19 protein-coding genes are annotated in these 26,579 nt (G+C 48.5%); 4 read left to right on the top strand and 15 right to left on the bottom strand.

Annotation, left to right across the window (positions count from 1 at the left end):
* Positions 1-84 precede the first annotated feature (84 nt).
* From EYB31_RS19170 to EYB31_RS19160, 3 genes are read left to right on the top strand one after another with little or no spacing between them, the layout of a single operon-like run.
* The gene (locus EYB31_RS19170; RefSeq protein ID WP_131015021.1) at positions 85-4,776 is read left to right on the top strand and encodes a cation-translocating P-type ATPase; all 4,692 of its coding nucleotides are present in this window, start codon (positions 85-87) and stop codon (positions 4,774-4,776) included.
* Positions 4,777-4,821: 45 nt separating this feature from the next.
* Positions 4,822-5,097: a DUF5132 domain-containing protein gene (locus EYB31_RS19165; RefSeq protein ID WP_131015020.1), complete on the top strand. Its 276-nt coding sequence runs from the start codon at positions 4,822-4,824 to the stop codon at positions 5,095-5,097.
* On the top strand, positions 5,094-5,318 hold the full coding sequence (locus tag EYB31_RS19160) for a hypothetical protein (protein ID WP_131015019.1): 225 nt from the start codon (positions 5,094-5,096) through the stop codon (positions 5,316-5,318). The genes EYB31_RS19165 and EYB31_RS19160 overlap by 4 nt, the downstream gene beginning before the upstream one ends.
* Before the next feature lie 116 nt (positions 5,319-5,434).
* On the opposite strand, the gene EYB31_RS19155 is transcribed toward EYB31_RS19160, so the two are convergent.
* Both EYB31_RS19155 and EYB31_RS19150 read right to left on the bottom strand, forming a co-directional pair.
* On the bottom strand, positions 5,435-6,304 hold the full coding sequence (locus EYB31_RS19155; RefSeq protein WP_240762586.1) for a polysaccharide deacetylase family protein: 870 nt from the start codon (positions 6,302-6,304) through the stop codon (positions 5,435-5,437).
* A gap of 136 nt (positions 6,305-6,440) precedes the next feature.
* Positions 6,441-8,354, bottom strand: coding sequence for a DEAD/DEAH box helicase (locus EYB31_RS19150; RefSeq protein WP_131015018.1), 1,914 nt, complete (start codon positions 8,352-8,354; stop codon positions 6,441-6,443).
* Between the two features lie 309 nt (positions 8,355-8,663).
* Between EYB31_RS19150 and EYB31_RS19145 the strand changes: the two genes are divergently transcribed.
* Positions 8,664-9,302, top strand: coding sequence for a nitroreductase family protein (locus EYB31_RS19145; RefSeq protein WP_131015017.1), 639 nt, complete (start codon positions 8,664-8,666; stop codon positions 9,300-9,302).
* Positions 9,303-9,438: 136 nt separating this feature from the next.
* On the opposite strand, the gene EYB31_RS19140 is transcribed toward EYB31_RS19145, so the two are convergent.
* The 13 genes from EYB31_RS19140 to EYB31_RS19080 all read right to left on the bottom strand — a co-directional run bounded on the left by EYB31_RS19140 (position 9,439) and on the right by EYB31_RS19080 (position 26,536).
* Entirely contained in the window at positions 9,439-11,328 is a 1,890-nt protein-coding gene (locus tag EYB31_RS19140; protein ID WP_165452490.1) for a D-apionate lactonase family protein, read from the bottom strand.
* An 80-nt stretch (positions 11,329-11,408) separates the two neighbouring features.
* A complete protein-coding gene (locus EYB31_RS19135) occupies positions 11,409-12,401 on the bottom strand; it encodes an ABC transporter permease (protein ID WP_131015015.1) in 993 nt (330 codons plus the stop codon).
* Entirely contained in the window at positions 12,398-13,909 is a 1,512-nt protein-coding gene (locus EYB31_RS19130) for a sugar ABC transporter ATP-binding protein (RefSeq protein ID WP_131015014.1), read from the bottom strand. Before EYB31_RS19130 ends, EYB31_RS19135 begins: the two co-directional genes overlap by 4 nt.
* Before the next feature lie 27 nt (positions 13,910-13,936).
* Complete coding sequence (locus EYB31_RS19125) at positions 13,937-14,917, bottom strand: ABC transporter permease (RefSeq protein WP_131015013.1); 981 nt, start codon at positions 14,915-14,917, stop codon at positions 13,937-13,939.
* Between the two features lie 124 nt (positions 14,918-15,041).
* Complete coding sequence (locus EYB31_RS19120; protein ID WP_131015012.1) at positions 15,042-16,082, bottom strand: sugar ABC transporter substrate-binding protein; 1,041 nt, start codon at positions 16,080-16,082, stop codon at positions 15,042-15,044.
* A 127-nt stretch (positions 16,083-16,209) separates the two neighbouring features.
* Positions 16,210-17,826 (bottom strand): response regulator, encoded by a 1,617-nt coding sequence (locus tag EYB31_RS19115; RefSeq protein WP_165452489.1) that lies wholly within the window; start codon positions 17,824-17,826, stop codon positions 16,210-16,212.
* Positions 17,804-19,552, bottom strand: coding sequence for a sensor histidine kinase (locus EYB31_RS19110; protein ID WP_131015010.1), 1,749 nt, complete (start codon positions 19,550-19,552; stop codon positions 17,804-17,806). The genes EYB31_RS19115 and EYB31_RS19110 overlap by 23 nt, the downstream gene beginning before the upstream one ends.
* Positions 19,553-19,632: 80 nt before the next feature.
* Complete coding sequence (locus EYB31_RS19105; protein ID WP_131015009.1) at positions 19,633-19,932, bottom strand: Dabb family protein; 300 nt, start codon at positions 19,930-19,932, stop codon at positions 19,633-19,635.
* A 128-nt stretch (positions 19,933-20,060) separates the two neighbouring features.
* Positions 20,061-21,680 (bottom strand): response regulator, encoded by a 1,620-nt coding sequence (locus EYB31_RS19100; RefSeq protein WP_131015008.1) that lies wholly within the window; start codon positions 21,678-21,680, stop codon positions 20,061-20,063.
* Positions 21,680-23,422, bottom strand: coding sequence for a sensor histidine kinase (locus EYB31_RS19095; RefSeq protein WP_131015007.1), 1,743 nt, complete (start codon positions 23,420-23,422; stop codon positions 21,680-21,682). Before EYB31_RS19095 ends, EYB31_RS19100 begins: the two co-directional genes overlap by 1 nt.
* A gap of 7 nt (positions 23,423-23,429) precedes the next feature.
* Positions 23,430-24,248 carry a carbohydrate ABC transporter permease gene (locus EYB31_RS19090; protein ID WP_131015006.1) on the bottom strand — a complete coding sequence of 273 codons (819 nt, stop codon included), beginning with the start codon at positions 24,246-24,248 and terminating at the stop codon, positions 23,430-23,432.
* Positions 24,245-25,126: a carbohydrate ABC transporter permease gene (locus EYB31_RS19085; protein ID WP_240762584.1), complete on the bottom strand. Its 882-nt coding sequence runs from the start codon at positions 25,124-25,126 to the stop codon at positions 24,245-24,247. Before EYB31_RS19085 ends, EYB31_RS19090 begins: the two co-directional genes overlap by 4 nt.
* A gap of 72 nt (positions 25,127-25,198) precedes the next feature.
* Positions 25,199-26,536 (bottom strand): ABC transporter substrate-binding protein, encoded by a 1,338-nt coding sequence (locus EYB31_RS19080; RefSeq protein ID WP_131015005.1) that lies wholly within the window; start codon positions 26,534-26,536, stop codon positions 25,199-25,201.
* Between the last annotated feature and the right edge of the window lie 43 nt (positions 26,537-26,579).

Below are 26,579 nucleotides of genomic sequence, written 5' to 3'. Positions count from 1 at the left end.
AAAAATATGCATATTTAAGTTGCGTTTGTGAATAATAACCAAACCATTTTGTTATTAAAAGCAGGGGTAAGGAGATTTGGAAAAATGCCAGTTTTGCGACACAAAGATAGATTCCTTCGAATCTTGCCAGGCAGAATACGTATGGAGATTTGCGGCCTGCAGCATAACAATGATATTGCAGAGCTTCTAATTCAGAAATTGTCAGCATTGGAAGGAATCTATAAAATCGAACCCTGCGTCATTACAGGGAGATTGCTGCTGTTATACGACGAAAAACGTGTTGCGGCACCATGCATTTTCGCAATAATCGATACGATAGAAAGTCAAGGCGTCGCTGTACCGGAAATAGACGTTTCTTCCGCGCCAAGAGCCGGCGCCGAGCCGGATCCATCCGAATCGATCGACACCAGGAAAGAAATAGCGGCAGCCATTCACATGGCCCCGGAATCGGAAATACCGGCGGTGCAGGCCCCGGCAATCATCAGTGACAGTAGAAAATGGGCTGCGGAGAAAATTCCGATACCACTCGCGTTATCGATGGGCGGTTTAGCGTTACTCGGTGTGAAACAGCTGTTTATGGGACGTTCCGCTTTGGCCCGAAGCCCGGCGCCGTTTTATTTATCCGCGTTTGTTTCCGTAATTACCGGTTACCCGTTCCTGAAACGGGGGATTCGGGCTTTTTCCGCTGACAAAAAGATCAACTCGGACCTTGTTTTGGGCGCAAGCTCTCTCGCTCTTGCGTTAATACGCGAAAATCTGGTCGTGCTTGCCGGGCTGAGCCTTCTGCAATATGTCAACTGGAAGCGGAGCAGCTCTGTGTTGACTGGTCAAGAGCCGGCTGATCTATCACCGGAAATCCAAAGATACAGCGAGATATCCGGCAAGTTAGGGATCGTTGCCGCCGGGGTTACTTGGGCCGTTACCCGGAATCCGCTGCGCGCAATCGCCGTTCTGCTCGCTGCAAATCCCAGACCGATGACTTTGCCTGCCCAATACGCATGGAATCAGGCCGAACTCGTGTCCGAGGAGAAACGGTATGTCATCCCGGAAAAAGGTTCTTTATCCCGGCTTGCACGTACCAAGACAGTTTTAATCGAAGATTCGTCGCTGCTTTTTCACCGTCCGCAAATCGAAGAAATGGAATGCATTACGGATAAACAACAAGATGCCGATAAAATCATATGCTTAGCCGCTTCTTTAATGGAGAAAAGCAATCACCCATGGAAAGATGAAGTGTACAAGAAAGCCAAACAAACTTGCCGGACGATCCGCACCGCCTTCCACGTGGCGGAAGACCAGCAGGGCATTCAAGGTAAATTAAACGATTCGCGGATTGTGATAGGCAGCTGTAAATATTTGCAGGAGCATGGGATTGACTGTGACCTATACGAACTTAAAGCCAAGCGGGTTGCCAAAAAAGGCTACGACGTGCTTTTTGTTGGAAAACATACCGGCAGCAGAAGCGAATGCCTTGGTTTTATCGCCAGGCAGCAGCAAAGCTTAGTCAATGAATATACCGTTGCCGCCGCATCGTTGGCCGAACGAGGGTGGCAGCTTGGGTTATTACATAACAGCTTGAATATAAACGAAGACGAGCTGGCTTCGCATCATTTGGATACCGGCTGGTTATCGCTGGAAGCGGGCGAAGTGCTTGAACGGACCGCTGCGCTTCATCAAAGCGGAGAAGATGTGTTATTTGTCGCCGCTGTCGAGGAGAATCCGCTCAACCGGTTTTATAAGGAAGCCGGCTTACCGTCGATTTCGGTTGTTGAACTAAACCGTATTCGGGAAACCGCCTTGTTCGCCGAAGGAATGGACCGTACGGTGCATCAACACGCCAAAATAACCAAAAAATGGAATATGATAGGGTCCGTTTTGGCTACGTTGGGAATGTTAAGCGCCCCGGCCATCAATTTGGCTGGAGATGCCCTAACTCTGCTGTTTATGTCCCGAGCGGCCAAAAAAAGCGAGGTTTTGTCTTTCCCGCAGCCCTTGGCGCACCATGAAATTGCAGTAACATCCGAAGCTTACCGTTGGCATGCGCTGCCGTCCGAACACGTCATGGGCACATTGCATTCCAACATGCAGACCGGCCTGGCGTCCGATTGCGCCGTTTCGGTACGAAACCAATACGGCCTTAACCGGTTGGAAGGTAAAAAAACAACTCCGTGGCTTCTGTCTTATTTGGGACAATTTAAGGAATTTACAACCCTGATCCTTACGGGCACAACCGCTCTCGCTTTATTCACCGGTGGTTTGTTTGACGGTATCGCCATGGGAGTCATTTTGCTCGCCAATGCCGCCATCGGAACAATGCAGGAGCGGAAAGCGGAGAAAGTCGTGGAGTCGCTGAATCAGTTCCAAGCGCCCGTGTGCAAGGTCCTGCGGGACAACCGGGAATTCGAGTTAAGCGCCGAAGAGCTGGTTCCGGGAGATATCGTTTGCCTAGAAGCCGGAGACCGTATCCCGGCGGATATTCGGCTGCTCAGCTCCTGGAATTTGCGTGTCAATGAAGCGCCGCTGACCGGGGAATCTCATCCGATCGAGAAAAACGAATCCGTTGTGGCAGAGAATTGTTCTCTGACGGAACGGACCAATATGCTTTTTATGGGAACCGACGTATGCGGCGGCAGAGGCAAAGGCATTGTGGTGCATACGGGGATGAATACCGAAATGGGTCATCTCATGTCTCTGTTGAAACAGCAGGAGAGAGATGTCACCCCGCTGCAGGAAAAAGTAACTTCCATCAGCAAAAAGTTCGTAAAAGGCGCATTGGCGGCCGGTGGAATCATCTTCGTAGTCGGATTGCTTCGCGGCATCCCGGTACCGCAAATGGTCTCGACCGCTCTGACCTTAACGGCTTCCGCCATCCCCGAAGGACTGCCGGTTACGATCACGATCGCTTTAAGCGCCGGAATCTTCCGGATGGCCAAAAAACACGCGTTGATCCGCAAGCTTTCTTCTTTGGAGACACTGGGCAGAACGACTGTCATATGTACCGATAAAACAGGCACGTTGACCAAAAATGAAATGACCGTCAAAACGCTGTCCACAACAGCCCGCAGCTGGAATGTGACTGGCAACGGTTATGAGCCGTCGGGGGCCTTGCAAGAGCGAGTGCCCGAAGTAGCTGCCTCCGCCGCCATGCCGGTCGGGCAGGAGAATCAACGGCATTCCGCAAACGATCCCGATCTGAACCGGATGCTGCAAATATGCTTGCTGTGCAATAATAGCCAGCTCGAACAGCAGGAGGATCAATGGATCATCAAAGGCGATCCGACGGAAGGCGCACTTCTGACGCTTGCAGCCAAAAACGGGCTGTGGCTTAAAGATATGTCCCATTGGCACCGCGGACTCGAAATCCCGTTTGATTCCAATACGGCAAAAATGAGCGTCGTTTGCAAAGATCTTCAATCGGATCAGGAGTGTTATCTCTTCTCCAAAGGTGCGGTGGAATCGATTTTACGCCACTGCAGCCGATATCAGAAAAACGGCGACATTTTGCCGCTGACCGAGGAACAAAAGCAGCTTATTTTAAGGCAAAATGAAAGCTTCTCGGCCGATGCGCTGCGAGTGCTCGCTTTTGCCTACCGGCCGGTCGACGGCAATGCCAAGGAAGAGGATATCGATGATGAACGGGAGCTTATTTATGTTGGCATGGCCGGCATGATGGACCCTCCCAAACCCGAGCTGGAGCATCATATTCGCGAAGCTGTCGCCCTCGGAGTAAAACCGGTGATGATCACGGGCGACCACCCGATTACAGCCATTGCCATCGCCAAGCAGTTGGGAATCTATAACGGTATGCAAAACGTAATATCCGGACATGAGCTCGACCGGCTGACCAACGATGAGCTCGTTCAAATGGCGGATCAAATTTCCATTTTTGCCCGGGTCACTCCCGAGCATAAGCTGCGCATTATTACGGCTTTTCAAAAACGGGGGCATATCGTCGCCATGACCGGTGACGGGATTAACGATACGCCTGCGATCAAACAAGCCAATATAGGCATTGCAATGGGCCGAACCGGAACGGAAGTAACCAAGCAGGCTGCGGACATGGTGCTCACGGAGGATCATTTTGGCACGATTGTCGACGGTGTTAAAGAAGGCCGGACGATTATCGGCAATATCCGTAAAGCGCTTGGCTGTTTGTTGACAGGTAATTTGGCGGAGATCATCGTCACCAGCGCTGCCGTAATAATCGGCCTGCCTATCCCCCTTGTACCGATTCAAATCTTGTTGATGAACCTACTGACCGATGCGTTGCCGGCGATGGTGTTAGCCGTAAACCCGGGCAATAAAACGAAGCTGACAAAACGGACGGACATTGTGGATCAAGATTTGTACCGCAAGGTGATCACAAGAGGGGTTCTATTAGGGTTAGGATCGGTTGGCTTGTTTGCCGCGAGCCGTGTCATGGGCCTCCCGGTTCCTGTCGGACGGAGCATCGCCTTTGCTACGTTGGTTGCGGGACAACTGCTGCAAACATTTTCGTGGAGGCAGGAAGGCTCCGAGGAAAAACTCCGCGACTGGACGAAGGACCGCTTTTTGCTAGGCGCTCTTGGCATTTCCTGGTTGGCTTTATTAGGGACTTTGTACATTCCGCCGTTGGCCGGCTTTTTCCATACCGCTCCCCTGCCCTTGGCTTATTGGATCCCTATACTTGGTGTCGCCGGGTCCGTTTCGCTCATTTCCAAGTCCGTTTTGGCTTTGCTGCAGGCAAAACCCGCAATCGGAACAACACACACCTACAACCCCATTACTGCGGCTTAAATGCCGCAGTCACATCTTATATTTTAGCTTTAGGAGGCAAAAACAATGATTCAAAAAAATCTAGACAAAATCATTATTGGCGCTGCCCTTGCCGTCGCGGCATCGGCTTTATTGCCCGTCGCCAAGTCCGCATTTCGTCCAGCCGCCGCCGGCGGAACGCAAGGAGGCTCTTTTTTGTTGAACCGTGCCAGAGCTCTTGTGCAAATAGCGCGCCAAGAAGTCGAAGACATCGTGGCCGAAGCCCAGTTCGAAAGAATGAAAAAGCAGCTGGACAAAGAAATCGCGCTGGCCGATGCTCAGGATGAGGAGATTGGACGATGACGGAACAAAATATTGACCTTCATTTGCGGGATGCTTTATCTCACATCGAATTGGCCATTGACGAAAGCGTAAAACTGGTGCTTGAAAACGACAGCATAAAGAAGGAAATTGGACAAAAATGGGAAAATTTCCTTGGCGAATTTATCGGTCAAGTCCGAGAAAAGGGTAAAAAGTCGCGATTGAATCTGCTGAGCTGGATTACCTTCCCGCGCATACGCTAAGCCGCAAAAGAATGTAATTCACTATATTAACGCGGTGAATCGAAGAGCAATAAAATGAGCCTGCTAACTGAAGCAATAGCAGGCTGAGGTTGTTAAATCAGTAATATGTATTATTATTAAGTCGGATTCAGAAGTTCGGGAACCGTCACAAACGAATACCCTTCGCTCTTCAAATACGCAATGATCTTCGGGAGCGCTTGAATGGTATTCGACAAATCGCCCCCTTTGCCGCCGGCACAATGCTCAAGCAGGATCGCACCCGGTTTTGTTTCCTTTTTGACGGTGGCGAGAATTTTGTCGGCACTGACCTTCTCCCAATCGCGGGTATCAACCGACCAGCCGATCACGGAACGGTTCGGCGTCTTTTCCACCACATCGAATAACTCCTTCGATACCTCCCCGTAAGGGGCACGGAATAAGGCGGGATAACTCCCGGTTAATTTTTCGATCGTCCGGTCCGCACGTTCGACTTCGTCAATCAATTCGTCCCCGGAAAGCTTCGTTAGATTGGCATGGTCCCAGGAATGGTTGCCCACGACATGGCCTTCCTTGGCCATTCGCTTCACCATCTCCGGATATTTCTCAGCATGGGCTCCCAACACAAAAAAAGTGGCCTTCACCTTATTTTCCTGCAAAATGTCCAAAATTTTCTGCGTATATACTTTATCGGGCCCGTCGTCAAACGTCAGCGCGACTTTTTTTACACTGCGTGAGCCGGAATAGATCACCTTGCGTTTGACGTCGATGGCTTCTGCATCTTTTTGCAGCGATACGGCCAACGCTGGCTGGTTGGAATCCTTCTTTAATGGTTCAGCTGCCGAGAGCTGCGGCTGCGGGTCGATGATGCCCCACTCTGTTTCACCGAGCGGATCGGCATCGTGCGGGACAACGGCAACCATGGGCTGCGTTCTAGTAACTTCCGCGGCACATCCGGATAAAATCAATAATACAGTCATCGTCATCAGAAAGTTCGGACGTGGGGTCATGGCGGATCTCTTCTTTCGCTTAAAGGTAATACATCGAGTATATCAAAAATCGGTTGTTGTCGATATATGTCTTATTGCAACGAACCACAAAGAAGAGAAGCCGCCATAGCGGCTCCTCGTTTGTAACCCCTGCTTATTAACCCATTCGTGTCTCTGAAGCGATTGGGCTTGATCTTTTCCGGGCCAATTCCTCGAAATATAAAGTAAACTTCGACTCCCCGCTGTAAGTAAGATACAACCATTCCAGCGCGCGGGTCATGCCGATATAAAGCAGCGATACTTCCCGTTCCTCAAGTTCTTCCAGCGGATAAGGCATACTTTCCATATTGACGATAAACACCGCCTGAAAATCAAGGCCTTTGACATTGTTTATCGTTGATATCCGGATACCGTCTTCTGTCGGCTCGGTGAGCTGGGTCTCGCCATCTTCGGCGGATAACCAGCCGAACGGCAGCCCTGCAGCTTTCAATCCTCTTCGGATGACATCTACATAGGAAACGTCGTAGCGGTCTTTGACTCTATACAAAATCAGCATGTCCGAATAAGGAATGCCGCGTTCATCCCGAAGGAATCGGATTTGCGCCGCAATATATGCAATCTCTTCATGCAAACTGCCAAAACGTTTGATCATCGGCTCGGGACCGGAGCGCCTTGTGCTTTGGGGCGGTATGATCTCCACGCCTTTGGTGGAGCCTTGAACTACACTATGCTTAAGAACCGAATGCCGTTGATAGAAATCCCAGGCGAACCGGACAATTTGGGCCGTGTTGCGGTAGTTGACCGTCAATATTTTGGAACGGCCGCGGAAGTTGAGGCCAATGTCTTGAAACAGGCTGTTTTTTCGCTTCTGAATCGATTGAGCCCGATCCTCCACAATCAGCAGGGACTGGGTCGCCGGATTCAACACATAGCTGAGCAATTTGAGCCATTCGGGCTCGAATTCCTGCCCTTCGTCAATAAGGATCGCGTCGTAAGTCGGAAGAATCGCTTGCTTTTTTTCCAGTTTGCCAAGCAAAGCGGGAATTGCCTCTTCTCTTGTTTGCAAATCGTTCTGCAGCCATTGGTGAAAGCCGCGGATCTTCACTTGATCTCCTGCTCTAAGCCCATTCGCATTGATCATTTCCAGCAGGTCGAGTAAATCCTCGGGTTCGCCGATCATACGTTCAATCAGTTGCTCCAAGTTACGAGCCAGCGGAATGCTGTAACAAAGCACAAGGATGTTCCAATCGGGGTGCGCTTTAGCCAAAATTTTAGTCCGTCTGGCCAGCACCCATGTTTTCCCGCTGCCTGCCACTCCGCGAATCAAGCGGTGCTTGTCTCCCAAATGCTGGGCAATGCTGTCCTGGCGCAGGTCCATCGTCATATTGTGCCGGGATAACAAATACTGGTCTTGGTATGAGGCAGCTGGCTTGTACGTCATGCTGAGCCTGGATTCGGGATAAAAGCTGTAGCGGATTGCGCGAATATCTTCGTTGGTCAGGATGTACCATCGATGATTCCAGCTCGTAAACATGTTATGTAATTTCTCAATCAGCCGATCGGTGGAGAAACCGTCTTCTTCCGGATCCATCTCATCACGGCACAATACAAGTTCCTTATTAATCGCTTCGAAAAGTCGTCCCTGTATGAACGCTTCCGTCTTCATGCGGGTGAATACCGCTCCAAAACCAATTTCAAATTTCAATTGACCGGCCCATTTGCCGCTGCGCACAATGAGCTTATCCTCTTTTTTTACTTGCTCCGCCACATGCTGTGCGCTTCGCTTGGCTTCCTTCAGCGGATTCTCTACTACTGACACACCATTGGAAGTATGTACTTGCCATTCGTGTTGATCGACATGCACCAAAGCATTCTTTTCGTAATCGTTTGTTTCCAGCACGACAATTCCAAGATCGGGACCAACAATCACAAAATCCGGCCGTCTTCCGTCAATCTCCGGCTTATACAGAACCATATAGTCGCTGGGCAAATATTGCTTCAACGTTTGAAATAATACACGTTCGCCGACGGAAGCCAAACGGGAAATCGTTTCCGGAATCATATAAGCCATTTTTGTATCACCCCATACCATTGTATTGACGGCACAGATCCATCGACGCCCTTCCATACACAGTCGCCAAAACTAAAAATGCCACCTCTATTGGTGACATAATGGAATAAGAGCTCCGACCTTTTTATACTTGTCTTCATCTTATCATACCGGTAGTCATTGTCAATAAACTTTGTGTTTGCACGGACCGGTACACGGTGCAAAGCGGGAATATATAGAAATTACCCTTGACATAACGAACATAATTTAATATCTTAATATTAAGATATTAAACTTTAAGATTATCCAACAAATGGGAGGGAACCCGTCATGAAATCGGAAACCGAAATGACTGCACTCATTAAAGCCCGCAGATCCCCCAATAAATTTATTCCCGGAGTGGAAATACCGGATGAAGATCTGCAAGAAATATTTAATCTTGTCAAATTCGCCCCCTCCGCCTTCAATCTGCAGCATGTGCATTATGTGGTCGTTAAAGATGCCGAGCTGAAAAACAATGCGCTCTACGAAGCCGCCAATAAGCAGTACAAAGTTAAGCTGGCTTCCGCGGCCATCGTGGTTCTCGGCAGCATGAACGCTTATAAAGACGTAGGCACGATCAATGAAGGACTGCTGAACTTGGGCTTCATGAGCAAACAGGAATACGACATGACGGTCGACTCCGTGCTCAGCTTCTACGAAAACAGAGGCCAAGTGTTCCAGCGTGAGGAAGCCATCCGCAATGCGAGCTTATCCGCAATGCTGATGATGCTGGTCGCCAAAGAGAAGGGCTGGGATACTTGCCCGATGATTGGTTTTGATCCTGAAGCTGTACGTCGTGTGCTGCACATTCCCGAGTCGTATGTTCCGGCCCTGCTCATTACGATCGGCAAAGAAGACGTCTCGAGCCAGGGGCCTCGCGGCTACCGCAAGCCGGTGGGCGAGTTCGTCAGCTTTAATACGTTTTAACCCATTTTACACATCGCCGGACAGGCTGGTGCGATGAGTTACTTTTTACGCATAGTTCCGGAAAATGAATTTGGAATGACAAACAGGGACTTCCATTGAAGTCCCTGCTCTATGAATTCACTTCTTGTACCGGGCATCAAGAGCGCGATGGCTGCTCGGCTGGATCGATTCGCACAACCGCATAAGGCTTTAATGCAAGCCGGATTACGGCCTCGCAGAAAGATTCATGTACCGCGTTGCGGTATGTTTCAGATTCATACATCGCCTCTTCGAACGTATCTTCATCCAGCTTGCGAACATTTCTGCCCTTCGCTTCAGCAAACTCCACGGTAACAGCTTGTGTTTCAGCGGTGAGGTTGGCGATTAGCAAGCTTGTTCTGCCATCCTTATGCAAACCAAGCGCTTCTATCGTTTGAGGAGCGGACGAACTTGCGGCCATCAGCTCGCCTCCACGGAAATCACCGATATCCGCCAAGATGTGGAACACGGGAAACATACACGCCGCATCGGCAGCCACTCCGCGATCCCCAAATGTTTCATAATAAGTAATGGCCTGAACGATTTCGGAGACGGACAAATTGTTCAGACTGCCCAAGGTCCATGCCGCGCAAAACAACGATTGCTGCCTCGGATCCGATCTTTCCTCTTCGCTTAACCCATCCGTTGTGCCGGCAGCATCGGGATTGAACCTTTTCTTTAACGTGACGGGGCCAACGGACAAGGGGAGTCCCCCCGTAAGGACGGCGGCCGAGCTCACAGTAGCCGCCTGAGCGGCCAGCGTTTCGACAAGCGAAGTCAGATCGAAAGCATGCACCTGTGGATTGATGCTGTATGCAGCCCAATCCATGTGGCTCAGGGGCAATATTGCCCGATTAAACTGAGCGAAATAGGCGCGGCTTCCCCCTCCGACAGCAACAGCGATGCCCGCTGTGACCATCAGTTGCCTCAGCAGCTGCAGCAAGGCCTCGGAGCTCACGTGGGTATCCTTTTCGTACAGGAACATACGCGAAATCAGCTCCGCTCGCTTGTTCAGCGCTAAGTATGACGTCAATTCGGCAAGCCGCTCGCCATGTCCGTCCGCAATCAGATCCAGCTCCAACTGCAGCTGAAGCCCCTGCGCCGTATCCAACGCTTCTTGCAAACTTACACTCCACTCCAAATCCGTGGTCAGATCCAGCTCGGCCCGCATATGACCCGGGTTGAGCCGCCGGACAAGCTCCATTTCCTTCGGCTTAAGATCATGTTTGGGCAGCAGCATGCCAATGGAAGGAAGTGCTTGTCTTCTCCCTTCATCCACTATCAGCCGTATTTGGCCGGTTGTCGCAGATCGTTCGAGCCGTTCAGAGTTGGTTAATGCGCTTGCTTGAAGCGTTATTTTCTGACAAAATCGCTCCCCCTGCCGCACCTCTGCCGGATAAGGATAGGCGAGCGGAGTGCAGTAGGTTTTGAAGGAAGCGTCGGTCCAATTGCGCTGATCCTCCATTTCGAATAATTCTCCCGTAAAAGCCAGCTCCGCCTTAACGCGGCCTTGCACCGCATACCGGATGCCGGTCATAGGAGGGAAGGGCTGATGTGGAGAGATGACTTGCGGAAAATGACCCGTAATCCAGCCATCCGGCGTCTTGACTTCGGTCGGAGTTCCGGCCAATTCCATCGGGTGCAAAATACAAAATCCGATGCGATTTTTGTAAAACCGGCGCCCGGCTGCGCCGTCCATCGTAAATTCCAACAGGCCGCCGCTTGTCCCCTTGATTTGTCCCTTCCATGCAAAATCAATATCGCCTCTCTGATGTACGGCAGTAAACGCCACTTCAAACACTTCAGGCTGCCGGCTTATGGACATCTCCGTGAACACAGGGACAATCGTGCCCCAGTTGCTGTCCCGGACAGCGGAATATAACCCGCGCACCACTTCAATTCCGCCGAAACGGATATCCCGCAGCATCCCCGCCTCAAAGACCGCGGAGAGCGGGCCGGCGTGCAGTACGGTTTTCTCGGGCAGCGGTTCATCGTTTCCATATCTCATGCGTGCTAATGTGAATGAATTGCGCTCCATTTTAAGCCTCCTTCGTTTTTTCGAATGCTGCAACAGCAATCCAACGCCGCTTACGATTGCCGTGCCGTTCGTATTTTTCTTTTTCCGAGTTTCTCCAATTGTTTATTTCTTACACTGTCAATGAAGACGGCGAGAAAAATAACTCCCCCGCTAATAATCGGATAAATATACGGATCTGCATTAATGATGACCAGCCCATTCTCAATCATAAGAATCAGAATCGTGCCCAGCACCGTACCCGGAAAAATATTTCCCCGGCCCCCGAATAAGCTGGTGCCTCCCAGCACCGCAGCCGCTACGGCGATAAACTCCCGTTGATCACCGAATTTGGGCGCAACGGTGCCAAGCTGCGCAATCGCCACAAGACCTCCCAGCGCCGCAGCGAAACCGCTGATGACATATACGCCGATCAGGATCCGTCTCACCGGAATACCCGCCTTCTTCGCTCCGTCGGGATCGTTTCCAACCGCATATACCTGCCTGCCGAAAGTCGTAAATTTCAACACAAAATAAGAAATGAGGATGACAACCGCAAACAGCAGTACCGGAACAGGAATGCCGGCCACCGAGGAAAAGCCAATTTTCAAAAACGCTTCCGGCAATTTGATCTCCCGGGTGTTGGTAATCATGAGCCCTAAGCCACGGCAAATATACAGCATACCCAAGGTGACGATAAACGCCATAATTTTGAATTTATACGACACATAGCCGTTGACCCATCCGACCAGCAAGCCGGCCGCCAAGATCATGATTACGCTTGCCCATATCGGCAGTCCGAGCTGCAGCATTTTGGCGGCAATCGTCGCGCATATAAACATGATGGAACCTACCGACAAATCAATTCCGGCAACAAGCAGCACAAACGTCATGCCGATAGCGACAATACCTATCGAAGAGGATTGCTGGAGAATATTGATGATGTTTTTCAAATCGAGAAACTTATCGGATAACATGCTAAAGACGGCAAACACAAGAACAAATAAAATGACAGATGCGTAAGTATAGATCACCTCCGTAATTTTCTCGAAGACTGTTTTGTTCATACGGATGCTCCTCCTAATGCATATTTCAAGATCGTTTCCCTGTCGAAATGCTCACGCTGCACATTTGCGGTAATTTCGCCGCTGTTCATGACAAGTATTCGATCGCACATCCCGATCAGTTCCTCCAACTCCGAAGATATCATCAATATTCCCGCGCCCTTCTCTGCAAGCTGGTTTATAATCGTGTACACATCGTATTTTGCCCCGACGTCTATACCGCGTGTCGGTTCATCCAGTATAAATACGGAAGGATCGTTAATCACCCATTTGCCGATGACGACTTTCTGCTGATTGCCGCCGCTTAACGTTCGAACCTCCTGAATTTCGGGATTTACAGAAGCAATACGAATCATGCCGGCTGTTGTTTGTACTTTTTTCCACAGGGGGGTCTTGCGAATGAATTTCCAGATGCCGCCGGCGAATTTGGGCAGCGCCACCAGAGACAAGTTGTCGGCGATGCTGTTTTCCATAAGCAGGCCCTCCTCGCGGCGGTTTTCCGTTAAGAACGCCATCCCCATCTCAATGCATAATCGGGGCGTCAGCTTTTTCAGCGGTTTCCCTTTATATCGCACTTCCCCAGCGCCGTAAGGATCCAGACCAAACAAAATTCTAGCCAGCTCCGACCGGCCCGAGCCCATTAAGCCGGATATCCCGACCACTTCACCGGCGCGCAGTCCCAGATGAATGTTTTCCACGATGCCTTCCTGGGACAACCCTTTAACTTCGAGAAGCATATCCCCGGTCTTGCTGTTTCGCTGGGGGTAGAGCTGATTCATTTGCCGGCCGACCATCGCAGTAATCATCTGGTCCATCGGAATATCCCGGCTGCTGTCTTGACGGACGACCTCTCCATCGCGTAACACAACGATTTCATCGCAAAGACGGTAAATATCCTGCAAAATATGCGATATATAAATCATCGAAATCCCCTGCCGCTTCAGCGTCTCGATCATGGCAAACAACTTCTCCGCTTCCCTTGCGGTAAGCGAGGTCGTAGGTTCGTCGAAGATAATGATCCGCGCCTCCTGGCTGATCGCTTTGGCAATTTCGACCAGCTGCCGTTCCCCTTGGGACAGCTTCTCCACCGGTGTATCCGGGGATACCGGCAGTTGAATCATCTGCAGTATTTCTTCGCACCTTTGGCGTATCCATTTCCGGTCAATGACCGGAAGCCCCATGAACCGTTTTTGGGGAAATTCGGAAATGAATATATTTTCGGCAATCGTCAAATTTGAAAATAAATTCAGCTCTTGGTGGATAAACGCAATTTTGGCTTTATAAGCATCTATTGGATTTTGGGGAGCATAAAGCTGGTTGTCCAGCAGTACCTGACCCTTATCATAAGGGAGCACCCCGCCAAGAATATTCATCAGCGTAGACTTCCCGGCTCCGTTCTCTCCGACTAAGCCTAGAACTTTTCCCTGCTCCAAGGAGAAGTTTACATTTTTAAGTACCGGGATACCGAAAAAACTTTTACAAACATCTTTATATTCAAGGATTGCCGCCATTTCTACACCACCTCCATAAGGTCACGATCACGCCGCAGATAACTTTCCTCGCAATGAGTCCACCAGCGCTGCGCCCAAAATGATGGCTCCTTTAATCATCATAATCGTAAAATAAGAAAAACCCATCAAATTCAAGCTGTTGTCAATCAAGGTAATAAACAGCACTCCAAAAAGCGTCCAAAGCACCTTCCCTTTGCCTCCGAACAAGCTGGTTCCGCCGATGACGGCCGCGCCCACCACATCAAGAAACATCCCTTTGGCCATAACCGGAGATCCCGTCTCCAACCGGCCGGTTAGCAGAATAGCGCCGATCGCGCCGCAAATCGCGCTTAAGACATACACAAAGATGATCATTTTATTCACTTGAATGCCTGAAATTTCCGATGTTTTGGCATTGCGGCCAATGGCGTAAATCCAGCTGCCAAACAAAGTTTTGCTGAGCATAAAATGAATCACGAGCATCGCCCCGCCAACGATGAATGCCGCATTAGGAATGGAATAAAAACTGCCTTTGCCCAGCATGGTGAACGATTTAGGCAAATTATATACGGGCAGAGACCGTGTATACCAAATGGCAATACCGCTTAAAATCATCATAAGCGTTAAAGTTACGATAAAAGGAGGCATCTTGATTTGCGTCACGGCAAATCCGTTAAACCAGCCGATCACCGCTGCAAGCAAAATAGTGATCATGATGGCCAGCGGGGTAGCCAGCGGACTTCCCGATAACGCGCCTCCATCGGATGTAATTAAAGAACCGCCTACGATACTGCATAAGGCGACAATCGAGGTGACAGATAAATCGATGCCTCCGGTAATAAGCACAACCGTTTGCCCGACTGCAATGACCAATAAAGGAAGCATGCTGGTGAAAATATTAAACAGATTGTCTCCCGTCGCAAAAATCGGATTAATGAACATAAATCCTACAAAATATACGATGCATAAATACAGCACAAGATATTCCGACAGCAGCGCTTTGCGCAATCGGCTTAACTTAGCAGCCATTTTAATACCCCATTTCAAACATTGTGTGTTCCGTTGCCGCGGAAAAAGGGAGGTGAAAGCTCCCCTCCCTTTTCTCGTGGCCACTGAAAAAGTGAATGCTGCATGAGCGAATCATGCTTGCCTGCTATTTCACGCTGGATCCCCACATCTGCGCTTCTTTTTCTTTCAGATTCCCCTGATGAATAACGAAGCCGGGATCATATATAAACTCCTGAACCTTTTTACCGTCCAGCATATCAACTACCGCTTGTACCGCAGACTTGCTTTCAAAATAAACGTCCTGCACGCCGTCTGCATCCAAATAATTGTCCTTCAGCATCTTGTAGGCGGTATCATCGCCATCAAACCCGCCTAATATGACATGCCCCGGTTCACCGATTTTCTTGTATTTGTTTGCCGCCTTCAGTGCGGATACCAGCGACGGAAATAAGAAGTCGGTCGAACTGAAGACAAAATTGATATCCGGGTTCGCTTGCAATGCGTTGGTCACTCCGGCAAGCGCTTTCTCCTGGTTCCATTCGGTTGGCACTTTGGCTACAACATCGATAATGTCTTTATTTTTTTCAACGACCTCCAGGAAGCCGTCTCTTCGCGCAATGCCGTTCTGATCGCCCAAATCGCCAATTAAGATCATCGCTTTGTACTTGCCGCCTTGTTTCCTTGCCTGATCCACCATGTATTGCACCGTTTCGGCCGTTATTTTTTTGTTGTCCGCTACAACCGTTGTGGAAACGGCATCGGTTTTCGCTGGAGGCCGGTTGTATAATACGATCGGAATCTTAGCATCATTAGCCGCCTTAATCATCGGAATAATCGTTTTTTCGTCTTTCGGGACAATAATAATTCCATCCACTTTCTGCGCTATAAAGTTTTTCACCTGTTCCAGCTGACGGTTCGAATCGCCGTCCGCAATCGCCTCAACAACATCGTAACCGCGGTCTTGAATATCCTTCTTGATTGCATTAAAACCTACAACCCAATACGAAGTTTGCAACGTCTCGAAGGAAACCCCGATTTTGAGCTTCTTTTTCCCCTTTGCCGCATCGTTTGCCGCAGGTGCCGCCGTTCCGGGCTTGGCAGACCCGTCAGAGCAGCCGGACATTACGGATACTGCCAACAATAGCAATGCCAGCACCGCAAAACCCGCCTTTTTGAACTTACTCATGTTCCCACCTCTTCTGAATTATTCGTTTGATCTCGTGATCTCGATCACTGAATTGATTATAACAACGAACCGTCGAACGCTGAATGAGGGTAATGTGTTGTCTTCTTTCAAAATCGAGCAAAACAAACTAACATTTTAATATATCGCTGGGGTTAAGCCCGTTCAATTTTTTAAATAATGAGCTGAAATACGGAACATTTTTATAGCCGACCATTTCGGCAACTTCATAGATCAGATGGTTGCCCTCAGCCAACAGCTTTTTGGCCTTTTCCATCCTCACTTTAATTAAGTAATTGGTAAAAGTTAGTCCGGTCGCTTTTTTAAACAGCTGGTTCAAGTAATATCTTGAAATAAACACTTTGGCCGACAGCTCGTCCAGCGTAATATCATCGGCGTAGTTTTCATGAATGTAATGAATCATAAACTCCACAGCCTGTTTATGCTTGAAGTTATCCTTGAGCCGGCGATGAGTTTGAGCAAAAATGACCGTAAGCTCTTGCAACAGCCATTGTTCCAATTGCCCGGTTTCAGTAATGGTGTTAAATGCATCCATGTGATCCGGCCTTTGTTCAAATGGTTCCACCGTTACCTCCGAATCATAAAGCGCATAGGTAATGATCGCCCACACTTCCCTGGCTAATATCCGCAGCTGCGCAGGGCTCAACGGCTCTGCCAGCTGTTTTAATTGGGCCATATGTTCTCGTATGCATGCAAATGCCTTCTCCTCTTGCTGCATGCGCAAAGCATCAGCCAACCGCCAGAAAAAATTCGCCGATCGGACGGTCAGTTTGCCCCATTCGGGATCAAAACTGTTCCCTCGGCCCGCGTCGTTACCCGACCGCTGCAAGCATACTTCCTGATACGCTTCTTCCGTAGATTCGAAAATATGCTCAATAGCCGTCTTCAAGCTCCCTATTCCAATACAAACATCCAGCCGTAAGAAATGTCCGATACATTGTTGAATATGCCCGCTTAATTTTCGCGTTTTCTCCATCACGGTATGGACATCGCTGCCGGGATCGGTGTGGAGCACCACGATCAAATATGTGCTGTGCATTTGTACGCAATCGGACAAAGGCCAATCTTGCTGCAAGAGCTCCTCGATGATGTTGGTGATCGCAAAGCGAAACAGATTGCGGTCGGTATTGGTCGCCTTCAGAAGCCGTTCGGTCGGCATCAATTCGATGCCTAACACCAAGTGGCTTTTGTCACGCCAGAAACGCTTCGATTCAGGGATCGACTGCTCGCCAATCTCCTCTTTCTGCAGCGATCCGAGCACAAGCGATTTCACCCATTCCTTGGCTGCAAAAGGTTCATATTGCATCAGCTTGCTCTGCAGCTCTCCATGCTCCAGCTTCTGCAGTTCCTCTTCCTCCAGTTGTTGAATCGCCTTTTCCAACACAAGGCGAATATCGTCTATCGTGACCGGCTTGCTTAAATAATCATTCACATTTAATCTCAGCGCTCTTCTCGCATAATCAAAATCGGAATAACCGCTTAATATAATGATTTGCCCCGGATAATGATCCTGCCGAAGCTGCTCGATCATATCCAGTCCGTTCATGACCGGCATGTAAATATCGGTCAGCACGATATCCGGCTTGGTTGAGCGAATCAGCTCCAGCCCTTTACGGCCGTCCATCCTTTCTCCCACACATTGGGCATCCAGTTCATCCCACGGAATTACGTTCCTCATTCCTTTTAACGCATTAAAATCGTCATCAATAATGGCTATCTTCCACAAAGTGTTCCCCTCGCTTTATTAACGTTTTCTCGTAAAGGGCAGGCAACTGCACAAGCACGTGCGTACCTCCGGCAGATCTGTTATTCATTTGAATGCCATAGGGTTGTCCGAAATACGCATCCAGCCGCTCCTTCACGTTCCGGATCCCATATCCCCCCATGCTGTTGCGGTCTGCTTCATTCCACCCTGCGTGAAGGCCGATGCCGTCATCTTTAATGTGTATCAGCACATCGTCCTGCTCGCGCAGCAAGGAAATGGTCAAATGGCCGGACGGCCGTTCATGAAATCCATGAATGACGGCATTTTCCACAAATGGCTGTAATGTCAGCTTAGGAATGTACAACGGATACAGCTCCGGATCGATAGCGATCTCATACGTCAGGCGGTTTTCCCAACGAATCCGCTGGATATCCAGATAACATTGAATATGCGTCAGCTCATCCCGGATGGTGATCATCCCTTCCCCCTTGGACAAGACGATCCGAAACATTTTGCCCATTAAAGACAAAATTTTGCTCATTTTAAGCTGACCTTCTTCAATAGCAATCCAGTTGACCTGATCCAATGTGTTGTATAAAAAGTGGGGGTTTATGAGCGCTTGAAGCGTCTGAATTTCGGCTTCCCGGCGCTGTTCGTACTGAATTTCCAACGATTTATATAAAGATTCGATACGTTCCACCTGCAGACGGTAACCTCGAAACAACAAGCCAAACTCATTCTCGTAATCATAAGGCAACGCCTTGGTATTAAAATTCAGGGAAAACGAATTCATTATTTTCAGCAGCAAATAAATCGGTTTTGTAAAATTTCTGGACAACGCAAGCGTCACGAAAAGAGCAAAAATCAGGGCGGCCGCGCCGACAATCAACAAAGTTAAAGCCATATCTACGCTTCCTTTAGTAATGAGCTGCCAAGGGGTCACTTCGATCAAATAAATATCGGTATAAAAAAATTTGGACCAGACAATCAGCCCGTCCTGCTCCAGCTTCTGAAAAAAACCGGCCTCCCCTTTCATTTGTTGAATATAAGGTACCGCCTTGGATAACAACGCCGTATCCCCGGTTACAGTAAGCGGATAACCGTCGGCGTTAACAAGGAAGCGGTTAGCGCCCATATAATCTTTGATCAGGGCAGTCCGCACATTAATCAGCAGGAATGCTTCCGTGTTCTTAGGCTGATCGGTTATCTTCAACATATAGCTGATAACCGGGATTTCTCCCCCCATGCCGCGTATTTGATGCTCGCCAATCCACATGGAATCCGTATTCGCGTTTTCGATTTGCGTATACCAGGATTCCTTAAACAGATCTTCTTTGGGAATAAAATATACAGTTGCCTTAGGGTCCTGCTCGACGGGATTGTCCACATACAAGTGCACCGATTGGATAATGGGCGTACTATATTTGATTTGAGCCATATTGTACTGCACATTGACATATTTCTGGGACAATTGCTCCGCAGAACCGGACTGGTCGGAAATGTAGTCCAATACTTTGTCGTCCCGTGAGGCGATCAGCGCCTTCTGTTCAATGATCAACAGCTGGGCCGAAATTTTTTTGCTGAATTCATTCAACAGCTGCTGCTGATAAAAAGACGTTGTGTTAATTAATTCTTTGGTGGAGGAACTGTAGCTGATCCAAGTCACTAAAATGAGCAAAATGGCTATCGTTCCCGCAAACGAGCCGAACAGCAAATAGTCGATTCGGTATTTTTTAAAAGGATTCATGGCATCTTCCCCTCAAGCCTTTACAAGGATAAAGCCACCAAGAAGGTGGCTTTAAGAAACGAATATAGGTAAATATATCATTATACAGTGAAATCGCAAACCGACACTTCCTGAATGCAGGAGAACACATAATCTGAAACTTTAACATGCTCGGGATGAATCAGATAGGCTTCGACGGCCTGTTGCGATTCGAATAACATCCTCAGTCCCATATGATAGCCGTTGGCAAACTGCGTCTCCTTCGTAATATTAATCCCAAACGAAACTTCAATCAAGCCTGGAATAATCCCTTTAAGCCTGAGAAACTGGCTCTTTATGTGTTCTATCTGCTCATGGCCCGTTTCCGGCTTGCATTTAAAAAAACAGAGATGCTCAAACATGATCCATATCCCCCTTGGTTAGTCGTGCAAACAAGCTTTATTCAGATTAACATAGCGCCTTATTATATACAATATAAATTTATTTTGTATACAATCCATACAACAAAGGACTCCCGATTTCTCCCCAACTAACCGGAGCCGTCCCGGTACTCCTGCGGCGTTAGCCCGTAATGCTTTTTAAACACTTTAATGAAATACGGAGGGTTATTATACCCCAACTGAAAGGTAATTTCATAAATTTTATCGTTTGTATGCTTTAACAAATGGGCCGCTTTCTCCATCCGCAGCTGATATAAATATTCGCTTACATTTTCGCCGGTGATAAGCTTGAATATTTTGGATACATATACAGGGTGAAGATGGACATGGTCTGCTATCGTTTGCAAGGAAACATCTTCAGACAAATGCTGTAAAATAAATGCCTTCACCTCGTCCACCACCAGGTCGTGCATATCCCGTTTCTCGTCATCCGCTTGTTTCTTGATTTCATCTATCACATTCAGAGCCCATTCCCGCAGCTGGGCATGTGTGCGAAACGGTCGTTTTTCCTCCAGCTTGCCATAATGAAGTCCGATCAAATCCATCAGTCTCTTGCCGTTCCGGTGAGCTATATAAACAAATGTAGCGGATAATGCAAAAAAAACTTCTTGAAGATGCTCTTGCGACTCCTGCCAAGAATGATCCAGCTCCTCAAATATCGCTGCAAGTTTCTCGAATGAAGCCTCCCACCGGCCGGCCTCCAGCAAATGGATTAGAAGAGGCGGTTCATAAAGTTTTTTTAGCGCCACAATGGAATCGGGTTCTCCGGTTAATGACAGAAACATGCCGCTGTCGTTCCCTATCCGGTTTCGTATGGCCAAAAGCGCATCCTGATACAATAGGTAAGCATCCTCGGGAAAGCAGCCTGTTCGGCTAATCACGACCGATATGTCGCCTTTTAAATAAAACTGTACATTTTCCTGCAGTTGTACGCTCAGCTTCTCCAATCGTTTTTGTTCCGCCGCGAAGGCGCTGCCGTCGATTGCTTGTTCGTTATATCCAACCAAAAACACTAAATAATCATAATGATCTTTGCAAAACCATAAAGAAAAATGTTCCGACAACAATTCTTCAGCAATATTCCGCACGGAATATTCCATAAGCGAACAGTCAAAGTCGTCAAACCGGTTGAAACGCTGCTCCAAGCGAATAAGCAGAACGGCAAATCGCAGCTCCGGCTTGAAGTTTATATTCAGCAGACCGGCGTGTTCGAAATTCCGTCCCCAATCCCGGCTTTTGCCGCTAAGTACGTTTAGAAGCATCTTTTCTCTCAAGAGCGGCAAGTTTTCGCGAAATGCCTGCATCGCTTTCTGATACGAAGCAACTTCTTCCCATTCCCTTCTAACTTCCGTTATAACCTTCCGCAGCTTCTCTATCAATTCCTCATCGCTGATCGGCTTGATCAAATATTCCAGCGTATTTAATTCAATCGCTTTCTGCGCATAAGAAAATTCCGCATAACCGGACAACAACATGCACTTTGTCTTTTTCCATTTGCTCCGTATCGTCTGAATGAGCTCCAGACCGCTCATGCCGGGCATCCGAATGTCGGTGATCACGATGTTGACGGCGGCATTCTCTAAAATTTCGATGGCTTCAAAACCGGAATAAGCCTTATGGACGACCGTCACACCCAACTGATGCCAAGGGATGGTATCGGCAAGCGTATCCACTACACTTGTTTCATCATCGACCAGCAATAATTGCATTAGCCATCACCCCCGCTTCCCGGTTCCATCGAAAGCCTGCCCACCGGCCAGCTCAGCTCCGCCCGAATCCCGCCATGCCGGGATTGCGCCAGCGTCAGTCCCGCCTGGCTGCCAAATTGATAAACCAGCCGTTGATGCACATTCCATACTCCGCAGCCGATTTCACCGTCATGAGACTGGTTTAACTTTCGCTGCAGCTCCTGGAGTTTGCCTGAGTCCATGCCCGCGCCGTTATCCTCTACAATAATCCGCGAGGTCATTGAAGTCATTTCTCCATAGATGTGAATGTATGCCGGGCCGATCTTTTCTTCAATTCCATGTACGATTGCATTCTCAACAATGGGTTGAACCAATAAGCGGGGAATTTGCAATTCCATCATCTCTTTGGGAATATCGATGTTAAATTTCAAGCGTTTCATTCTCAACCGCTGGATATTCAAATAATTGTGAACAAGTTGAATCTCTTCCTGAACAGAGGCATTTGCGTGTTCCAAGCGAGTAGAGTAGCGGTAATATTGGCCTAAATTCAAGGCCATCGCGACAACCGCGTCTTCGTCTTTGGCACGGGCCATATTTTTAATGAAAAAAAGCGAGTTGTACAAAAAATGAGGATTAATTTGCGATTGCAGCTGCTTGAGGGTAGCCTCCCGCGATCTCAATTTCTCGGCATACACCTTCTCAATTAATTGCTGGATTTGTTCAGCCATTTCGTTAAACCGCTTGAACAAAAAGTCGAATTCATTATTGATGCCCAGCTTCAGACGGTAGGAATAATTGCCGTCTTTCAGTCGCTGCACATTAATAATAAGCCTGCGAATGGGAATCTGCACGTTGCGGTACAAGAGAAAAGCAGCCAGGAAGCTGAGACACAGCAGTAATCCGAGCGAACAATAAAACAGGTTTCTGCTAAAGGTCACGGGCATCCAAACTTGTTTTAAGGATACGTAATCTACAAAATGCCACCCGAGGCTTTTCGATTGCACATAATTGACCAGATAGCTTTCACCGTCGATAGCAATCACCTGGTTGCCCGCCGTTTCCAAAGGCTGCTCGTCCAACACCGCAGCCAATTTCTTGATTTTCTCCGGATTGCCCGACCGGTTCATGATCGGCTCGATTCCTTTACGATACAAGAAAGGATCGCCTTTATCCCCTTTTTTAAATTCGTTCAGCACATTGATCAAATTTTCATATGAAAAACCAACCTCAACGATAAAATCGGCTTTGTCAATCTCGCTGTATGACACCGTCGGCTCCAGCGTATGCCTGACAAAAAGGCTGCGATTGGGGCCGCCAACCGACATGTTTTCATAAGTCCAGCCTTGTGAGAACTGTTTGCGCAGGAACGATTCCGAATTCATAAAATAGTCCGTTGATATCGTCTTGCGGATTCCGGGGAAATAGATGCTGAATTCGTTGATCCAGATGCTGGTGGCGCTTTGTAACGTAAGTTTGTCGACGATACTCATATCCAACCTGAGCTGATCAAATGAGTTGCTTGCCGCCTTCTTATCCAGATAATCTTTCAGCGCAGGGTCTCTGCTAATAATAACGGACAGCATGGACAGCTGATCCAGCGTAAGTTCTACCTGACTTGTCAAAAAGGCCAGTTTATTTAAGTTGGAATCTTCAATCTCATGTTCGATCACGCGAAGACTGGTGCGGTAAGAATAGCTGTATAACAATAAGATGGGTACGAGCAGCAAGACAATGAGCACGGCAATTTTGTTAAAAATATTCATTTACTTGCTAACCTTTGACAGCACCGGCGGCGAGGCCGCTTATAATGTAGCGCTGAGCAATCATGGAAATGATCAAGACAGGCAGCGTAATGATGCACGAAGCAGCCATCAGCGCCCCCCAGTTCACCTCTGAATAAGATAAGAAGTTAAAAACCGCGAGCGGCAGCGTCTTTGTTTTATCCCCGGCCAAAATAAGCGAAAACATAAAGTTGTTCCAGGAGAAAATAAATGACAACAAGGAAGAGGTGACGACCCCGGCTCCGGAAATCGGCATAATGATCCGTACAAATACCATCAGTTTGCTGCACCCGTCAATTAAGCCAGCTTCTTCAATTTCCATAGGCAAATTTTCAAAAAATGAAATCATGACCCAAATGATAAAGGGCAAGCCGACCAGCATATGACTTAAGATCAGCGCCGTGTAGGTGTCCACCAAATGCAGCTGGGAGAACAAAATAAACCACGGAATGAGAAACGTAATGCCGGGTATGATCCGCGCTACCAGCACAATGACACCTAGTCCCTGCAAACGATAACGTGCGATCGCATAAGCCGCCGGCAGTCCAAGTATGAGCGCCCCGACTGTGGAGCCGGCTGCGACAACAAAGCTGTGAAGGATAAACTTCAGAAAAGCGTATTGTCCAAACACCTTGACATAATTTAGTATAGTCGGCCGGAAAATAAGCAGATCTTTCGTCGACATGATTTGCGCTTGTGTCTTAAAGGAAGCGAGCAGCATCCATAAAAAAGGGAATGTAAATAGGAATAACACGAATACAGTCAGCATCGACAAGCTCAGATTCAGCATCCGTTTTTTATTTCTCATCGGTATACCTCCGTCCGCTTGCGCATCCACAACATAAGCAAGGTTAAACACAAGACAAGCAAGAAAAATAATACAATCAGCGCCGAAGCGAGGCCCAGCTTGAAATACTGAAACCCAAGCACATATCCGTAAATATTTAACGTTTCTGACTTAAAGTTCGGTCCGCCCTGTGTTGTTGCATAAATGATATCGAACGTTTTCAGAGCGTCAATTAAGCGCAGCAGCGCCGCCGCCATAATGGTCGGGCGAAGCAGCGGCAGCGTGATGTAGGCGATCTTTTGCCAGCCTCGTACGCCGTCAACGTCCGCTGCCTCATAAGGCTCCGCGGGCAAAGTCGCCAGCCCCGCCATGACAATTAAAGAGATCATCGGCGTCCATTCCCAAACGTCGATAATGACTAATGAAGGTATCACCTGGGAGGGAGAGGCAAGCCATTCTTGGGGAGGTATGCCGAGCAGTTTAAGAAAGCTGTTGGCCGCCCCGATGGTCGGCTCGTAAATCAGCTGCCAGACCAGTCCCATCGCCACCGGAGTCGCTACCATCGGGAGCAGCATCAACGTTTTGGCCAGCGATTTTCCTTTGAATTCCCTGAACAGGAGCAGAGCGACCGCCACTCCGAGCACCGTCTCCAGGGCGACTGCGATCAATGTAAAATTGATCGTAGTCAAAGTGGCGCTCCAGAACCGTTTATCGCTCACAAGCTGGATATAGTTGTCCAGCCCAACCCACTTGGGTGCGCTTGTCGCAGACATGCTCCATTCATAAAAGCTGATTCTGAATGTGTAGAGAATCGGAAATGCCATCATAAAAACAACAAACAAGACGGCAGGCAGTGTAAATACCCATTTTAAATTGCGATCCAGCCATCCGTAACCCAATGTAATTCCACCCTTCCGTCATATAAAAATCAAAGAGTCCAGCATCCAGACTCTTTGATCGCTTGGCAAATGCTATTTTTCCTTATCCATCAATGTCTGCAGCTCTTGATTGGCTTTGTCGGCGGCTTCCTTCACATTTTCGCCGAGAATCGCTTTGACGATGACGGTTCCCACGATATCGCGTGCTTCACCTACGTTAATGACTACCGGACGGTCATGGTCTACACCTATCTTATTGGCTTCCTTGGAAATCTCGTACAGCTCTTTCGGAAGATCCGCGATTGCATCCGGTTTTTCCCAAACTGAATTTCTTGCTCCCGTATTGCCGGCTTTCTGAAGCTTAAGCACCATTTCCTTGCTTGTGGACCACTTAATGAATTCCCAGGCCGCATCTTTATTGGCAGCTTTGGAGTTCATGGCGATCCCCATCGGCGTCACATTAAACGGCTTGGCCCCTGCTTTACCTGCCGGGAATTGGGCGAACCCGACTTTATCCTTGATTGTTGATTTTTCGGGATCGATTGCATTTTTGTATACGGAACTGATATCGGTGAAAAATGCGGCTTTGCCTTGCGCAAATACGCCCATCGCTTGCGGCCACGCCATATTCAGCACCCCTGGAGGCCCGTAATCTTTGAGCCAAGATCCATACATGCCAAACGCCTTAACGGCTTCAGCCGTGTTCACCGTCGCTTTTCCGTCTTTGGTGAAATCCGCTCCTTCCGAGAACAAGAAGGAGGAAAGCTGAGTTACAGCCGCAGCACGCTGCCCCCGAGCAACAAAACCGTATAAACCGTTACCCGGATCGTGCAGCTTCTTGATCGCTGCGTCTAATTCATCAAGCGTTTTAGGCACAGGAATGTTCGCTTTTTCGAGCAGATCTTTCCGGTAATACAAGATTTGCGATTCGGTATACACCGGAATACCGGCCAGTTTTCCGTCAACCGTAGTGGAACCGATCGAAGACGGGGAAAAATCCGCGATATCGTAGCTCGGGTCCTTCTTCACGAAATCGTCCAAAGGCTGAATCCAGCCGTTCTTGAAGAAAAGTTTTCCTTCTTGCGGCGGACGGTACATAAATACGTCCGGTGTAGCCGAACCTGTGGTCAGCTGGACTGACAGCTTTTGCGCGAATTGCTCGTCAAAAAAGCTTTGGAACTCCACCTTCATCCCGGTTTGTTGTTCGAATTCCGGTGCAAATTGCTTGATGGATTCTCCCCATGGGTGGCTAACCAGAAAAACTTGGAGCGTTTTACCGGCAAACGGCTTGTCTGCTTTACTGCCGCCATCGCCTGCTTGGTTCTGGGAATTAGCTGCAGGTTTGTCTCCATCCCCGCAGCCTGTAAGCGCTGCAGCCAGGAGCACTGCGCTTAATCCCATCCCCACATACTTCTTTAGATTGGGCTTCATCGATTTGACCCTCCTTTTGATGTTTGCATGTTTAGATTACACC

The sequence above is a fragment of the Paenibacillus thalictri genome, from assembly GCF_004307995.1.
Taxonomy (GTDB): Bacteria; Bacillota; Bacilli; order Paenibacillales; family NBRC-103111; genus Paenibacillus_AF; species Paenibacillus_AF thalictri.
Note: the sequence above shows the minus strand (reverse complement) of the source record. Positions and strands in the feature narration are given on the sequence as shown.

Coding starts and splice junctions, on each gene's coding strand:
- EYB31_RS19110 (WP_131015010.1), bottom strand. CDS start 19,552: ATGAATCCTTTTAAAAAATACCGAATCGACTATTTGCTGTTCGGCTCG.
- EYB31_RS19125 (WP_131015013.1), bottom strand. CDS start 14,917: ATGGCTGCTAAGTTAAGCCGATTGCGCAAAGCGCTGCTGTCGGAATAT.
- EYB31_RS19165 (WP_131015020.1), top strand. CDS start 4,822: ATGATTCAAAAAAATCTAGACAAAATCATTATTGGCGCTGCCCTTGCC.
- EYB31_RS19140 (WP_165452490.1), bottom strand. CDS start 11,328: ATGAGATATGGAAACGATGAACCGCTGCCCGAGAAAACCGTACTGCAC.
- EYB31_RS19145 (WP_131015017.1), top strand. CDS start 8,664: ATGAAATCGGAAACCGAAATGACTGCACTCATTAAAGCCCGCAGATCC.
- EYB31_RS19080 (WP_131015005.1), bottom strand. CDS start 26,536: ATGAAGCCCAATCTAAAGAAGTATGTGGGGATGGGATTAAGCGCAGTG.
- EYB31_RS19160 (WP_131015019.1), top strand. CDS start 5,094: ATGACGGAACAAAATATTGACCTTCATTTGCGGGATGCTTTATCTCAC.
- EYB31_RS19090 (WP_131015006.1), bottom strand. CDS start 24,248: ATGAGAAATAAAAAACGGATGCTGAATCTGAGCTTGTCGATGCTGACT.
- EYB31_RS19155 (WP_240762586.1), bottom strand. CDS start 6,304: ATGACCCCACGTCCGAACTTTCTGATGACGATGACTGTATTATTGATT.
- EYB31_RS19120 (WP_131015012.1), bottom strand. CDS start 16,082: ATGAGTAAGTTCAAAAAGGCGGGTTTTGCGGTGCTGGCATTGCTATTG.
- EYB31_RS19105 (WP_131015009.1), bottom strand. CDS start 19,932: ATGTTTGAGCATCTCTGTTTTTTTAAATGCAAGCCGGAAACGGGCCAT.
- EYB31_RS19135 (WP_131015015.1), bottom strand. CDS start 12,401: ATGAACAAAACAGTCTTCGAGAAAATTACGGAGGTGATCTATACTTAC.
- EYB31_RS19100 (WP_131015008.1), bottom strand. CDS start 21,680: ATGCAATTATTGCTGGTCGATGATGAAACAAGTGTAGTGGATACGCTT.
- EYB31_RS19130 (WP_131015014.1), bottom strand. CDS start 13,909: ATGGCGGCAATCCTTGAATATAAAGATGTTTGTAAAAGTTTTTTCGGT.
- EYB31_RS19150 (WP_131015018.1), bottom strand. CDS start 8,354: ATGGCTTATATGATTCCGGAAACGATTTCCCGTTTGGCTTCCGTCGGC.
- EYB31_RS19095 (WP_131015007.1), bottom strand. CDS start 23,422: ATGAATATTTTTAACAAAATTGCCGTGCTCATTGTCTTGCTGCTCGTA.
- EYB31_RS19170 (WP_131015021.1), top strand. CDS start 85: ATGCCAGTTTTGCGACACAAAGATAGATTCCTTCGAATCTTGCCAGGC.